The organism is Pseudomonas sp. S5F11, assembly GCF_019641515.1.
Classification (GTDB): Bacteria; Pseudomonadota; Gammaproteobacteria; order Pseudomonadales; family Pseudomonadaceae; genus Aquipseudomonas; species Aquipseudomonas rhodesiae.
In genome coordinates this window covers 1,406,933-1,419,995 of the sequence record NZ_JAIFJZ010000001.1, presented here as the reverse complement: position 1 = coordinate 1,419,995, position 13,063 = coordinate 1,406,933, and the positions used below count along the sequence as shown (strand labels likewise).

Genomic DNA, 13,063 nt, shown 5'->3' with positions numbered 1-13,063 from the left:
GTGGGAGGGGGCTTGAACTGGCCTAATGATTTTGGACACTTCAATCGGGCGCTATGATGGCGCCCAAATCTGAGGTGTTTGGATATGCGTAAATCTTATTCGAGTGAGTTCAAGCTCAAGGCTGCCAGCATGGTGCTGGACGAAGGCCAGCCGGTTACCGAGGTGTGTGCCAGTTTGGATATAGGCCCTACCGCCTTGCGTCGTTGGGTCGATCAGGTACGCAAAGAGCGTTTGGGCTCGACGCCGGTAGGCGCCAAGGCGATTACCGCCGACCAGCGAGAAATTCAGAGGCTCAAAGCCCTGCTCAGGGAGAAAGACCTGGACATCGAAATCCTAAAAAAGGCCAGTGCTCTCCTGCTTTTGGACGCCAAAGATCATTCACGCTGATCGATGAGTTGGACGAGCAGTACGGCGTTAATCGGTGTTGCCGGGCGTTCGGCGTCAACCGCAGCAGCTTTTACGCTTGGCGTCAGCGCCAAGGTAAGGCTAACCCTCAGCGAGAGCAGCTTAAAGCCGCGCTGGTCAAGCATCACAAGGCATCGCGAGCTTCTGCGGGAGCGAGGACTTTGGCGAAGGAGCTGCAAGAGAAAGGGCATCGCATCGGCCGGTACTTGGCTCGCAGTTTGATGCGCGAAGCGGGGATCGCCAGCCGCCAGCGCCGACGCCATAAGTACAAATCGTCCGGCGTAGAAGCTTTGGTGGCACCGCACGTGCTCAAGCGTGAGTTTGATGTCACGGCGGTCAATCAGGTGTGGTGTGGCGACGTGACGTACATCAAGGTCGGCAAGCGGTGGCTGTATTTCGCTGCGATTCTGGATTTGTTCGCCCGTCGGATCGTGGGCTGGTCGTTTTCGATGATTTCCGATGCCACGCTGACCTGCGAGGCTTTGCGGATGGCGGTTGAGCTCAGAGGTCGTCCTAAAGAGGTGCTGTTTCATTCAGACCAAGGCTGTCAGTACACCAGTCATAAGTTCAGGAATGAGCTGCTGGCGCATGGCCTGCGGCAAAGCATGAGCCGTAAAGGTGAATGCTGGGATAACGCTCCGATGGAGCGTTTCTTTGGAAGTTTGAAATCAGAGTGGGTGCCCGAGACGGGTTACGCATCAGAACATGAGGCCCGAGCAGACGTGCAGCGTTATGTCTCGCGCTACAACATCACCAGGCCCCACAGTTACAACGATTACCGGTCGCCGGTCGTCAGGGAGAGACTGGCGGCATGAACCTTAAATGGTGTCCAAGAATACTTGACCAGTTCAGCTTGCCCCCGATATAGGTCCATCGGGAGATGAGGGTGTTGGCTTCACACCGCCATCGGGGGCAAGCCCCCTCCCACAGGTTTGACCGCGTTCACTCGAGCTCGGTGGCCCAACGGACGGCGCGCCGAGCTCAAGGCAAAATGCAGATCCAAGGTGGGAGGGGGCTTGCCCCCGATATAGGTCCATCAGGCGATGAGGGTATTGACTGGCTCACCGCCCTCGGGGGCAAGCCCCTTCCACAGGTTGGACAGCGCTCACTCGAGCTCGGGTCCCAACGGTCGGCGCGCCAAGCTCAAGGCAAGCGCAGATCCAAGGTGGGAGGGGGGCTTGCCCCCGATATAGGTCCATCAGGCGATGAGGGTATTGACTGGCTCACCGCCCTCGGGGGCAAGCCCCTTCCACAGGTTGGACAGCGCTCACTCGAGCTCGGGTCCCAACGGTCGGCGCGCCAAGCTCAAGGCAAGCGTAGATCCAAGGTGGGAGGGGGCTTGCCCCCGATATAGATCTATCAGGCGATGAGGGTGTTGGCTGGCTCACCGCCATCGGCCCCCCGGCCCCACCTATTACTGTGTCAGGCCTGTTCCAACTGTGCCAAGCGTTCCTCCAGCGCGGCGATTCGCGCTTCCAGCTCTTCGATACGTTCGGCGGACACCCCGCTGGTGCCACGCTCCACCGGGCTTGCCCGCGCCGCGATAATCGCCTCGATATCCGCCGGATCGCCCAGCGCGTGGGTGTACCGGTCTTCCCGCTGCCCAGCCTGACGCGGTACCAGCACCGCCAGCCCGCGGGCGATCAGGCGTTCGAGCTGGTGCACGACCTGTTCGACGTCCTCGAAATCATGCATGCGAGCGCTGCGAGTGAGCAGTTCGTTGACCGTCTGCGGGCCGCGCAGGAACAACAACCCGATCAGGATCACCTGGGCCGGTACCAGTTCCAGCGCCTTGTCCACCCGATGTTCCCAGCGGTCGGCACGGCTGCCCATCACCAGACGAGTGAAGCCTTGGCCCTCCAGCGCACGCAGGCTCTGGCCCACCTGGCCCTGGCTGAGGTTCATCACCGGCTCGCGGCTGGTTTTCTGGTTGCAGGCCAATACCAGAGCGTTGAGAGTCAGGGGGTAGGTTTCCGGGTTGGTCGCCTGTTTTTCGATCAGGCAGCCCAGCAGGCGGATTTCCGTGCTGTTCAGGCGCGGCTCAGGGGTATCGGTGTCGTGCTCGGCGGTCATCGCGCGTTCCCTATGCAGTGAAGGTCCTTAGCCTATCCCTGAAAAAATAAAAGACAAGCAGAGGGCATGGCTATAATCGCCGCTGGTTGCAACCCCGCCATTACCGATGAGAGTGCCATGACTATTTCCCTGTACGCCGCCTCCGTTCCTGTGTTCAAACAAATGCTCAACGCCCTGAGCGATGTGCTGAACAAGGCCGAAGCCCACGCTACGGCCAAGAACATCGAGCCCAATGCCTTGCTGCAAGCGCGTCTGTTTCCTGACATGTTCCCGCTGGTGCGCCAGGTGCAGATCGCCGTCGACTTCGCCAAGGGCGTTTCTGCGCGCCTGGCCGAGATCGAAGTGCCTAAATATGACGACAACGAAGTGACCTTCGCCGACCTGCAAGCCCTGATCGCCAAGGTGCTGGCCTTTATCGACACCCTCAAGGCCGAGCAAATCGACGGCAAGGAAGGCATCGAAATCGTCACCCGTCCAGGCACCCCGAAAGAGAAGCGCTTCAGCGGCCAGTCCTACTTGCTGACATACGGCCTGCCGCAGTTCTTCTTCCACGTCACCACCGCGTATGCGCTGCTGCGTCACAACGGCGTGGAAGTGGGCAAGCGCGACTACATGGGCGCTTTCTAAGCTCAAGCGTCAAAAAAGCCCGGTGTCGTTCCACGTTGAACGGCACCGGGTTTTTTTATGGGTGGCGGTTATGAATTCCCTGACCTTGTCGGAAAAGGTTACAGAAGGGCGGTGAACCAAGTCTTTCTGCCGCGGCACTCACCAGGCGATGAGGCATGTGCCTCCCCCCAATCCCCGTGAGTGTATGAGAGGCTTTAGATGATCACGACGCCCCACCTGTCAGCTGCTGTATCGCGTTTTTCTTCGTCGCACACGTCCTCGCCTGTGCTGGATAGTCAGGGCGCCTCTTCGGTTTTGCCCGGCCCGAACACCCGTGTCCGGCGAGAGGCATCGGGCGAGGCAACGGCGGTGGGCCAAACCCCGCCCTCGGAAGCAAATGAAGGAAGCACTGAACAGGCGCAGAGCGCCGATAAACGCGATGCGGGCAATCGACGCGACCTTGAGAAGTTCGTGCATGGGTTGCTGAACGTGTACGTAAAAGGCGACAAGTATCTGGATGAACAGGCGGCTTTGCATGCTTACCGATATCCGGGGGGCCGGCCTTACGACCGCGCCCAAGGGTTCACCAATTATTTGCGCAGTCAATGGATCCAACTGGACCCTGATTCCGGCTTTCAACTCAATAACGAGTCAAAGGCCGGGCAGCGCGTGAATCTTTTAGATTTCATTGATGGCCTTGGCTGGGAGCGACCGACCACGATGGCCGAGGTGCGGAATATGAGCGGGGCCGTGTTCCGCCTTTATCGGTCCTCGCCGTTGCCATCCGGCGATCTGGGCGGTGGGTTGTCCTGGCCGATTCCCCTTGATCAATCCACCCAAAAAGCGATTCACGAGGCTTCCAGCTCCGACGTGTATCGTTCGCTCCAGCACGGTGACCTGCCGGCGACGAATAACGGAGCGGTGCTGATGCTTCAACGCCATCAATGGTCAGATGCCGAGCTGAAGGATCCGCGCACCGCCCTGCTGAACATGATCAATGCACCGGCCGCACGAACGGTAGGTGAGCAGCTGCGGGCGCGGTTCAACGGGGCCGGCAGTCCTCAGGATTGGCTGCTTTCAATGCTTCAGGTGGGGGCCAATGGCCATTCGGTGATGCATCCAAACGAAAAAAACAAGCTGGCCGGCTATGATCTGTCCCAGCGCGATAATTGGGGTAAACCCTTGTCGTCGGTGGTGAAAGGGCTGACTGACCATCTGGCGCAGACCTACGGCCGAAACGCGCCAGTCGTAGCGTATTTGTTACTGTCACACCACGCGTCAGAGCTGCTGGTCAAAGACGTTCCAGCTTCTATCACCTATGGTTCGCCGGGATGGGTTGGCCTCAAAGCCATCGTCGCCAAGGCCAACTTCCACACGCCTGGCTCGGCAGCAGGGCAGACCTATGAGGCGTTGGTCAAGAACGACCTTGAGCCCGTTAGCAGCGCCGAAAGAGACGTGGAAGCCTTGGCGGGGCGGGAGGCGTTGATCCACTGGGCCGTAGCGGACGGTGCAATTGCAAAGCGCGATGACAACAATTACACGGACGACGAAATTGAGAGGGCGCGCACGCTCTCCAGCGAACGCTTGGAGACCCTGAAAAAAGCCTCCGACGCGCAACGTGAGCCATTAGTGCCCCGTAAGGAAAAAGCGCTGCAGATCCTCAAGGAGCATTTGTCGGGGAAATTCCCTAATGTCGATTTTGAAGCCAAGGTGCTGATGCCCACCGAGGCTCATCAGTATTTGCGGGGGCCTTATTCGATTCTGGATATTTATCTCGAACCGCAATTGCATACCCGCTGGTACTCCACTGACCCTGCAGTGCCCTTTGCTGACATGTTCGAAACGTTCCGGCGCATTCCGCCCATCGACAACTATGAAAAGGAAGTCTCCGACTACTACGACGCGCTCCAGGAGGCCATGGGTGTCACGGTCAAACACTTGATGTCCCAACTGCCTGTGCAGGACAGAGAAGCCCTGGAGTATGGCGAGCTGAGCGTTTATGCCGAAGAAAAAACCACCTCGAGTCGTGAGAGTTGGGGAAAGTATCGGGGGCCTGAAAAAAGGGTGAGTGAGCAGCCCGCTGATAGCCGTTCGTTATTGTTCGTCACGAAGTATGGGGCAACCAAAACGGTCTATGAGGTCAACCCCCAGCAGGGTTATATCCGCAAGCGCACTGATTTGACGGGCGACCTGAAACCGGGTCTGAAGGGTGAATGGTCCGGTCCCTTGACTGAGCGAGCCAATCCTGGCGTCAGGCGAATCTACAGCCGCCCGTCGATTCGCGAAGTGGTGGCAGATGGAGAAGAGGCACAGCAGAAACGACGTGCACGGGAAAAGGCCCCGGGGCCTGTGCAAACCTTCACGTCTGACCGGACTCAGTACATCACCGATACCGTGCTGAGCAATATCTTCAAGCCCGGAGAGCGAGAAGTGCTAGTCCAGAAAGCCAGGGGCATCACCACATTCGATACCGAAGTGACGGTGTTTGAAGAGATACAGGCGGTGACCCGGACCTTGGTGCCTTTTGCGTCCGCTATCGATAGGTTTCAAAAGGGAAAGGTAGGCGAGGGGCTTGGTTTTCTGGCATTTGACGTGTTGGGGTTTGCGGTGGGAGGCATTTTCGCAGGGGCTAAAATCGCGAGGCTGGGCCCCGGGCTTTCAGGCCGGGCTGGCGGCATCCTGACACGGGGTGCGATCAGCGCGGCCAACCCGTTTGCCGGAGGAAAAGCCATCGTCTCCAGAGGCCTGCCTTGGTGGCAGTCGGCATGGGGCAAAGGGACCTCCACCTGGCGCATCATTGCGGCGAATCGCGGTGTGGACCGGGCTCATCAGGATAAAAGAGATGGCGTCACCGTCGGCACTTATACAAATACTCTCGGCGACTCAATACGTATCACGGCTCAGTTGGATGAAATAACCGGGAAATGGTACGGCTATGATCGGACAACCCGTTCGCGTTTTGGCGTACCGCTTGAAGGCTTCAGTCCTGATAGCACCAGTGCTTGATGCTTTCGCCCCGGGACAGCCCTTGAACAGGCCGTCCCGGGGGATCGGTTATCTTTGTTTGCCCAGGCACGCTGCCGCAGTGAACAGCACATCGGTGGACGAATTGAGCGCGGTTTCCGCCGAATCTTGCAGTACACCGATGATGAAACCTACGGCGACCACCTGCATGGCGATCTCACTCGGGATGCCGAACAGGCTGCACGCCAGGGGAATCAGCAACAACGAACCGCCGGCCACGCCCGAGGCGCCGCAGGCACAAATGGCCGCGACCACGCTGAGTAACACGGCGGTCGGCAGGTCGACACTGATGCCCAGTGTGTGCACGGCGGCCAGGCTCAGCACGGTAATGGTGATCGCGGCGCCGGCCATGTTGATGGTGGCGCCCAGCGGGATCGACACCGAATAGGTGTCCTCATGCAGGCCGAGGCGCTCGCTCAATGCAAGGTTGACTGGAATGTTCGCCGCCGAGCTGCGGGTGAAGAACGCAGTGATGCCGCTTTCGCGCAGGCACAGCAGTACCAGCGGGTACGGGTTGCGGCGCAGTTTCCAGAACACAATGGCCGGGTTGATCACCAGCGCGACGAACAGCATGCAGCCGATCAGCACCACCAGCAGATGGGCGTAGCCGAGCAGGGCGCTGAACCCGGAGGTGGCCAAGGTGGAGGCCACCAGGCCGAAAATGCCCAGCGGCGCAAAGCGAATCACCACGCGCACAATCAAGGTCACGCCGTTGGACAGGTCATCGAGCACAGTGCGGGTAGTTTCGCCGGCATGCCGGATCGCGATGCCCATGCCAATGGCCCAGGCCAGGATGCCGATGAAATTGGCATTCATCAGCGCGCTTACCGGATTGTCCACCACGCTCAGCAACAGGCTTTGCAAAACTTCGCCGATACCGCCGGGCGCGCTCACTGTGGCGTCATGGGTGGCCAACACCAGTGTTGACGGGAACCACATGCTGGCGACCACCGCGACCACGGCGGCGGCGAACGTGCCGAGCAAATACAGGAACAGGATTGGGCGAATATGGGTTTCCTGGCCGTGCTTATGGTTGGCGATCGACGCCATTACCAGCACAAACACCAGAATCGGCGCCACGGCCTTGAGCGCGGTGACGAACACCTTGCCGATAAACCCGGTGGCTTTGGCCGCTTCGGGCAGTAGCAATGCCAGGAGAATCCCGGCGATCAAGCCGATGACGATTTGCGTGACCAGGCTGACGCGGGTCAGGCGTTTAAGGAGCGAAGGGGCAGCAGTCATAAAGAGGTTGTCTCTAGTTTTTTTAATGTGCGCAGCCCCATGAGCAGAAGGGGCTGTAGGAAGCAGGGCGCGAAGTCTAGCATGCTGTGGTGCGTGCTCCGGCGGCTGCGGCATCGCGTCACCCGCTTTGGCCAAAGCCGGACATACTCTGTTAAGCTTCTGGCCTCTCACCTTTCCTATCCGTCAGCGGGCCCTTCGGGCTGTCGTTGATGTCGTTGTTTCTGGAGTTTTCATGCTGTTTCCCATCCTGCTGCTGTCGGCCGCCGGTTTTACCGTGCTGACCACGGAATTCATCATTGTCGGGCTGCTGCCATCGATTGCCCGCGACCTGAATGTCAGCGTGTCCCAAGCCGGGCTGTTGGTGACCTTGTTTGCGTTTACCGTGGCGGCGTTCGGGCCGTTTCTGACGGCCTATTGCGCGCGTTTCCCACGCAAGCGTCTGTTTATCAGCATTCTGATTCTGTTCGGCGCGGCCAACGCCGTGGCCGCGCTGGCGCCGAATATCTGGGTGATGGCATTGGCACGACTGATCCCGGCCCTGGGCTTGCCGGTGTTCTGGGCCTTGGCAAGCGAGACGGCGGTGGACATCGTCGGCCCGGACTACGCCGGGCGCGCCATTGAGAAGATCGGTTTCGGCATCGTCTGCGCCACGGTGTTCGGCATCCCAGTGGGCACGTTGATTTCCGATGCGTTCGGCTGGCGCACGGCGTTCGCCATTCTGGCGGTGGTGGCCCTGGCCAAGGCCTTGCTGTTGTTCATCTACCTGCCGGTAACCCGGCCGAAGAACGATCAAGTGAGTCTGCGCTCGCAGTTCAAGATCCTGCGCAACCCCTTGATGCAGGGCCATATCCTGCTGTCGATCCTGGTATTCAGCGGTATGTTCACTGCCTATACCTACCTGGCGGACATCCTTGAACGCCTGGCCGGCTTCGATGGCACGTTAGTGGGCTGGTGTCTGATGGGCTTTGGCGCGGTGGGCTTGCTTGGCAATGCCTTGGGCGGCCGTGCGGTGGATCGCCATCCGTTGATCGCATCCATGGTGTTCTGCGGGTTTATGATCGCGGGCATGGTCGCGCTGGTGCCGGCCATTCATTCCACCATCGGCCTGGCGGCGGCGATGGCGGTGTGGGGTGTGACCCAGGCGGCGCTGTTCCTGGTCAGCCATGTGCGGCTGATGAAGGCCGCGCCCCATGCGCCGGCGTTCGCCGCGTCGCTGAACATTGCCGGGGCCAACCTGGGCATCGGCTTGGGGGCGATGGTCGGTGGTCATGTGATCGATACCTTCGGCCTCGGCAGCCTGGGGTTCGCGGCGTCTGGGTTTATCCTGGTGTCGATCCTGCTGGCGCTGTGGCTGATGACCGCCAGGCAGCCGGTGGCGTCCAACGCCTGAGCGGTCAGGGCAGGGCAGTGAACAATTCGCGCCGCGCGCCTTCGGTAATCGCCACGATGCCCGGGTGCTTGACCTTGCGCTCCACCGAGATCGCATAGAACGACTCGGTGACCGCGTCGGTCTGGCCGATCAGCGCCACACCGTACTGGCGCACCACCTCGTCGGCAATCACGCTGGGGGCGATGAAAATCCCGCTGCCGGATTGGCCAAACGCCTGCATCAAGGCGCTGTCGTCGAACTCGCCGATGATCTTCGGCTGGATCTGCTGCTCGGCGAACCAGCGCTGCAAGCGGCTACGCACTACGGTTTCCGCGCCGGGAATCAGCAGCGGCGCGCCGTGCAGGCACTGTGGGAATGGGCCGGTATGGCGGTCGGCCAATGCTTGGGTGGCGAAAAAACTGATGCCGCACTCTCCCAGTTTCTGGCTGTAGCCTTTGATATCCAGGTGCGTGGGCATGGGGCTGTCGGAAATCACCAGGTCCAAGCGCTGGATCGCCAGATCCGCCAGCAGGCGCTCGAGTTTGTCCTCGCGGCAGGTAATACGCAGCGGCTCGCTCAATTCCATGGTCGGTGCGATCAGCCGATAAACGATGGATTTGGGCACCACATCCGCCACTCCGACCCGAAACACAATCTGCTGCTCCTTGGGCTGCGCGCGCAGCATGGCTTCCAACTCATTGCCGGTCTGGAACATCTGTTCGGCATAGGGCAGCGCTTGCCGCCCGGCTTCGGTCAGCTCCAGTTGGCGCCCGACCCGCTGAAACAACGCGATGCCGAACGTCTGTTCAAGCAGGCTGAGTTGCCCGCTGATGGTCTGGGGCGTGAGGTTTAATTGCTCGCACGCACGCACGATGCTGCCGGTTTTGGCCACGACCCAGAAGTAATGCAGTTGTCGATAATTAAGCATGAGGGTGGTCACTTCGTAAAAAGCGAAGTATACGCGGGAAAAATACGAATTTTGCTGAAGTGTTGCTCTGCATAGAATGCGTCGCTATCGCGGGGCCACTATTGGGACCCAAGCGTTCTAACGAGGGATACAGCATGAAACTCAATTCTTTCGGCGCGGCCTCGTTGCTTGCGCTTTCATTGGTGATGATCAGCGGTTGCGATCAGGTCGAAAAAAGTGCGCAGCAGGTGATCGGCAAGGCCTCGGAATCGGCCAAGCAGGCAATCGACGATACCCAGAAAGCCGCCGAGCAAGCCCTGAGTGAAGCCACCCAAGGCCTGATCAACCCGCAGAAGAAAGACGATCAGGCTGATAAAACCGACGAATCGAATAGCCAAGAAACCTAATTCTCCAGCACACCACCAGGACTGACCTATGGATTACCTTGTACAACTGGCCGCCAGCCCCACCGCGTGGATCGCCCTGGCGACCTTGATCGTGATGGAAATCGTGCTGGGCATCGATAACCTGATCTTTATCTCGATCCTCACCAACAAATTGCCGGAGAAGCACCGGGCCAAGGCGCGGCGCATCGGTATCAGCATGGCCCTGGTCCTGCGCCTGGGCTTGTTGAGCACCATCGCCTTTATCGTGCAGCTCACTGCGCCGGTGTTCGAGGTGTTCGGGCAGGCGTTTTCGTGGAAGGACATGATCCTGATCGCCGGTGGCCTGTTCCTGGTGTGGAAGGCTACCACCGAGATCCATCACAGCATGGACCCGGAGCCTGAAGAGAAAGAAAGCACCAGCAACGCCGTGACCATCGGTTTTGCGGCGGCCATCGGGCAGATCCTGTTGCTGGACCTGGTGTTTTCCATCGACAGCATCATCACGGCGGTGGGCATGACCGAGCACTTGCCGATCATGATCATTGCCGTGGTGACCTCGGTGATCGTGATGCTGGTCGCGGCCGAACCGCTGGCCAAGTTCATCAACGACAACCCGACGGTGGTGATGCTGGCCCTGGGCTTCCTGATCATGATCGGCATGACCTTGATCGCCGAAGGCTTTGGCGCCCATGTGCCTAAAGGCTATGTGTACGCAGCCATGGCGTTCTCGGCGGCCATTGAGTGCCTGAATATCGCCCGTCGCAACCGCCATAAGCGTTTGCTCGCTGCGCGTCAGTAAACCCTGAAACAAACAGGCCGGCTGTGCTCATAAGAGCCCAGCCGGCCTTTTGCTGTCTGGTAGAATCCGCGCACTTGATAGTTTGAGGTCCAGCATGAACGAGCCGATTCGCCTTACCCAATACAGCCACGGCGCGGGTTGTGGCTGCAAGATTTCACCCCAGGTCCTGGAAGTGATCCTCGCCGGCAGCGGTGCGCAGAACCTCGACCCCAACCTGTGGGTGGGCAATGCTTCGCGGGACGACGCGGCGGTGTACGCCATCGACGACGAGCGCGGTGTGGTCTCCACCACCGACTTTTTCATGCCGATCGTCGACGATCCCTTCGATTTCGGTCGAATTGCCGCCACAAACGCCATCAGTGATATCTACGCCATGGGTGGCGATCCATTGATGGCCATTGCGATCCTGGGCTGGCCGGTGAATGTGCTGGCCCCGGAAGTGGCCCGCGAGGTCATCCGTGGTGGTCGCTCGGTCTGCGATGCGGCCGGTATCCCCCTGGCGGGCGGGCACTCCATCGACGCGCCGGAGCCGATTTTTGGCCTGGCGGTCACCGGCATCGTGCAAAAGCGCCATATGAAGCGCAACGACACCGCTACCGCCGGCTGCAGGCTCTACCTGACCAAGCCCCTGGGCATCGGCATCCTCACCACGGCCGAGAAGAAGGGCAAGTTGCGCGAGGCCGATATCGGCCTGGCTCGCGACTGGATGTGCACCCTCAACAAGCCCGGGAGCCGCTTCGGTAAACTGGCCGGCGTCACCGCCATGACCGATGTCACCGGTTTCGGCCTGTTAGGGCATCTGGTGGAAATGGCGGATGGCAGCGGCCTGACCGCACGCATCGAGTACGCCAATGTCCCACGCCTGCCGGGGATCGAGGACTACCTAGACCAGGGCTGTATGCCCGGCGGCACCCTGCGCAACTTCGACAGCTACGCCAGCAAGCTCGGGCGTTTGCAGGAACTGCACAAGCGCGTGCTGTGCGACCCGCAGACCAGTGGCGGCCTGCTGATCGCGGTCACCCCCGAAGGTGACGCCGATTTCCACGCTGTGGCCGCCGAACTGGGCCTGAACCTGGCGCCTATCGGTGAACTGGTCGAGCGACAGACCCACGCGGTAGAGGTGGTTTGATGGCAACTGACATCACCGACTATCGCAGCATTTTCCTTAACGACCGGCCGATGATGGATACCCGCGCGCCGGTGGAGTTCGTCAAAGGCGCCTTTCCGGGCGTGGTCAACCTGCCGCTGATGACCGATGACGAACGCCAGCGCGTCGGCACCTGCTACAAGGAGCAAGGCCAGCAAGCCGCCATTGTCCTGGGGCATGAACTGGTATCCGGCGCGATCAAGGCCGAGCGCATCGAACGCTGGGCGCAGTTCGCTCAGGCTCATCCTGATGGCTATCTGTACTGCTTTCGTGGCGGGTTGCGCTCGCAGATTGTGCAGCAGTGGCTCAAGACAGAGGCCGGTATCGACTACCCGCGCGTCGGCGGGGGTTACAAAGCCATGCGTACGTTTTTGCTTGAAACCATGGAGCAAGCCACCCAGCAGTGTGATTTTGTGTTGCTCGGCGGCATGACCGGCACCGGCAAGACCGAAGTCCTCGGCCACTTGCGCAACGCCCTGGACCTGGAAGGCCACGCCAACCACCGCGGTTCCAGCTTCGGCAAACGGGCCACGGCGCAACCGTCCAACATCGACTTCGAGAATCGCCTGGCTGTGGACCTGCTGAAAAAACGCGCGGCCGGCATCGAGCAGTTCGTGGTGGAGGACGAAAGCCGCATGATAGGCAGTTGCGCGCTGCCGTTGCCGTTGCACAAAGGCATGCAAACGTATCCGATGGTGTGGCTGGAAGACAGCCTGCAAGGGCGCGTCGAACGTATCCTGCGCGACTACGTGGTTGACCTGTGTGCCGAGTTCATTGCCACGTTTGGCGAACAGGGCCAGACGCTGTTCGGCGAGCGGCTGACCCAGAGCCTGGCCAATATCCACAAGCGCCTCGGGGGCGAACGGTTCCAACGCTTGCAGGCGATTCTGCAGGACGCCCTGGCCGAACAGGCGCGCAGCGGCGCCGTGGACCTGCACCGTGGCTGGATCGAAGGCCTGCTGCGCGAGTACTACGACCCGATGTACGCCTTCCAGCGCGAAAGCAAAGGCGCCCGCATCGAATTCGCGGGCGAGCAGGGGGCAGTGGTGGAATATTTGCGCGAGCGCAGTACGCGGCGCGAGTGAGGGGGATACCGGGGCCTATC

Annotated in this window: 12 protein-coding genes; 9 read left to right on the top strand and 3 right to left on the bottom strand. The window is 60.2% G+C overall.

Features of this window, described 5'->3' with window-relative positions; translation table 11 throughout:
• Nucleotides 1–84 precede the first annotated feature (84 nt).
• Together K1567_RS27915 and K1567_RS06090 are read left to right on the top strand one after the other, a co-directional pair.
• Nucleotides 85–387: a transposase gene (locus K1567_RS27915; RefSeq protein WP_040267329.1), complete on the top strand. Its 303-nt coding sequence runs from the start codon at nucleotides 85–87 to the stop codon at nucleotides 385–387.
• 8 nt (nucleotides 388–395) lie between these two features.
• Entirely contained in the window at nucleotides 396–1,220 is an 825-nt protein-coding gene (locus K1567_RS06090) for an IS3 family transposase (RefSeq protein WP_405045956.1), read from the top strand.
• A 607-nt stretch (nucleotides 1,221–1,827) separates the two neighbouring features.
• Here K1567_RS06090 and K1567_RS06085 read toward each other — a convergent pair.
• Nucleotides 1,828–2,478 (bottom strand): YceH family protein, encoded by a 651-nt coding sequence (locus K1567_RS06085; RefSeq protein WP_034096856.1) that lies wholly within the window; start codon nucleotides 2,476–2,478, stop codon nucleotides 1,828–1,830.
• 117 nt (nucleotides 2,479–2,595) lie between these two features.
• Here K1567_RS06085 and K1567_RS06080 point away from each other — a divergent pair, with 117 nt between their 5' ends.
• Together K1567_RS06080 and K1567_RS06075 are read left to right on the top strand one after the other, a co-directional pair.
• On the top strand, nucleotides 2,596–3,105 hold the full coding sequence (locus K1567_RS06080) for a DUF1993 family protein (protein ID WP_034096857.1): 510 nt from the start codon (nucleotides 2,596–2,598) through the stop codon (nucleotides 3,103–3,105).
• Between the two features lie 198 nt (nucleotides 3,106–3,303).
• A complete protein-coding gene (locus K1567_RS06075) occupies nucleotides 3,304–6,090 on the top strand; it encodes a hypothetical protein (RefSeq protein WP_220698257.1) in 2,787 nt (928 codons plus the stop codon).
• A 48-nt stretch (nucleotides 6,091–6,138) separates the two neighbouring features.
• Here the strand turns inward: K1567_RS06075 and sstT are convergent, their stop codons facing one another.
• Complete coding sequence (sstT, locus tag K1567_RS06070; RefSeq protein ID WP_034096858.1) at nucleotides 6,139–7,350, bottom strand: serine/threonine transporter SstT; 1,212 nt, start codon at nucleotides 7,348–7,350, stop codon at nucleotides 6,139–6,141.
• 232 nt (nucleotides 7,351–7,582) lie between these two features.
• On the opposite strand from sstT, the gene K1567_RS06065 reads away from it, so the two are divergent.
• Nucleotides 7,583–8,740, top strand: a complete 1,158-nt coding sequence (locus tag K1567_RS06065) for an MFS transporter (protein WP_034096859.1) — start codon at nucleotides 7,583–7,585, stop codon at nucleotides 8,738–8,740.
• Between the two features lie 4 nt (nucleotides 8,741–8,744).
• On the opposite strand, the gene nhaR is transcribed toward K1567_RS06065, so the two are convergent.
• Entirely contained in the window at nucleotides 8,745–9,647 is a 903-nt protein-coding gene (nhaR, locus tag K1567_RS06060) for a transcriptional activator NhaR (protein ID WP_034096860.1), read from the bottom strand.
• Nucleotides 9,648–9,781: 134 nt separating this feature from the next.
• Between nhaR and K1567_RS06055 the strand changes: the two genes are divergently transcribed.
• From K1567_RS06055 to mnmH, 4 genes are all read left to right on the top strand, one after another.
• The gene (locus K1567_RS06055; protein WP_034137727.1) at nucleotides 9,782–10,033 is read left to right on the top strand and encodes a hypothetical protein; all 252 of its coding nucleotides are present in this window, start codon (nucleotides 9,782–9,784) and stop codon (nucleotides 10,031–10,033) included.
• Nucleotides 10,034–10,061: 28 nt separating this feature from the next.
• Nucleotides 10,062–10,811, top strand: coding sequence for a TerC family protein (locus K1567_RS06050; protein WP_034112889.1), 750 nt, complete (start codon nucleotides 10,062–10,064; stop codon nucleotides 10,809–10,811).
• Nucleotides 10,812–10,905: 94 nt separating this feature from the next.
• The gene (selD, locus tag K1567_RS06045; RefSeq protein WP_034112891.1) at nucleotides 10,906–11,940 is read left to right on the top strand and encodes a selenide, water dikinase SelD; all 1,035 of its coding nucleotides are present in this window, start codon (nucleotides 10,906–10,908) and stop codon (nucleotides 11,938–11,940) included.
• Nucleotides 11,940–13,043 carry a tRNA 2-selenouridine(34) synthase MnmH gene (gene mnmH / locus K1567_RS06040; RefSeq protein ID WP_184316452.1) on the top strand — a complete coding sequence of 368 codons (1,104 nt, stop codon included), beginning with the start codon at nucleotides 11,940–11,942 and terminating at the stop codon, nucleotides 13,041–13,043. The genes selD and mnmH overlap by 1 nt, the downstream gene beginning before the upstream one ends.
• Nucleotides 13,044–13,063 lie beyond the last annotated feature (20 nt).

Coding starts and splice junctions, on each gene's coding strand:
- K1567_RS06080 (WP_034096857.1), top strand. CDS start 2,596: ATGACTATTTCCCTGTACGCCGCCTCCGTTCCTGTGTTCAAACAAATG.
- K1567_RS06055 (WP_034137727.1), top strand. CDS start 9,782: ATGAAACTCAATTCTTTCGGCGCGGCCTCGTTGCTTGCGCTTTCATTG.
- K1567_RS06065 (WP_034096859.1), top strand. CDS start 7,583: ATGCTGTTTCCCATCCTGCTGCTGTCGGCCGCCGGTTTTACCGTGCTG.
- K1567_RS06050 (WP_034112889.1), top strand. CDS start 10,062: ATGGATTACCTTGTACAACTGGCCGCCAGCCCCACCGCGTGGATCGCC.
- K1567_RS06085 (WP_034096856.1), bottom strand. CDS start 2,478: ATGACCGCCGAGCACGACACCGATACCCCTGAGCCGCGCCTGAACAGC.
- selD (WP_034112891.1), top strand. CDS start 10,906: ATGAACGAGCCGATTCGCCTTACCCAATACAGCCACGGCGCGGGTTGT.
- mnmH (WP_184316452.1), top strand. CDS start 11,940: ATGGCAACTGACATCACCGACTATCGCAGCATTTTCCTTAACGACCGG.
- K1567_RS06075 (WP_220698257.1), top strand. CDS start 3,304: ATGATCACGACGCCCCACCTGTCAGCTGCTGTATCGCGTTTTTCTTCG.
- nhaR (WP_034096860.1), bottom strand. CDS start 9,647: ATGCTTAATTATCGACAACTGCATTACTTCTGGGTCGTGGCCAAAACC.
- K1567_RS27915 (WP_040267329.1), top strand. CDS start 85: ATGCGTAAATCTTATTCGAGTGAGTTCAAGCTCAAGGCTGCCAGCATG.
- sstT (WP_034096858.1), bottom strand. CDS start 7,350: ATGACTGCTGCCCCTTCGCTCCTTAAACGCCTGACCCGCGTCAGCCTG.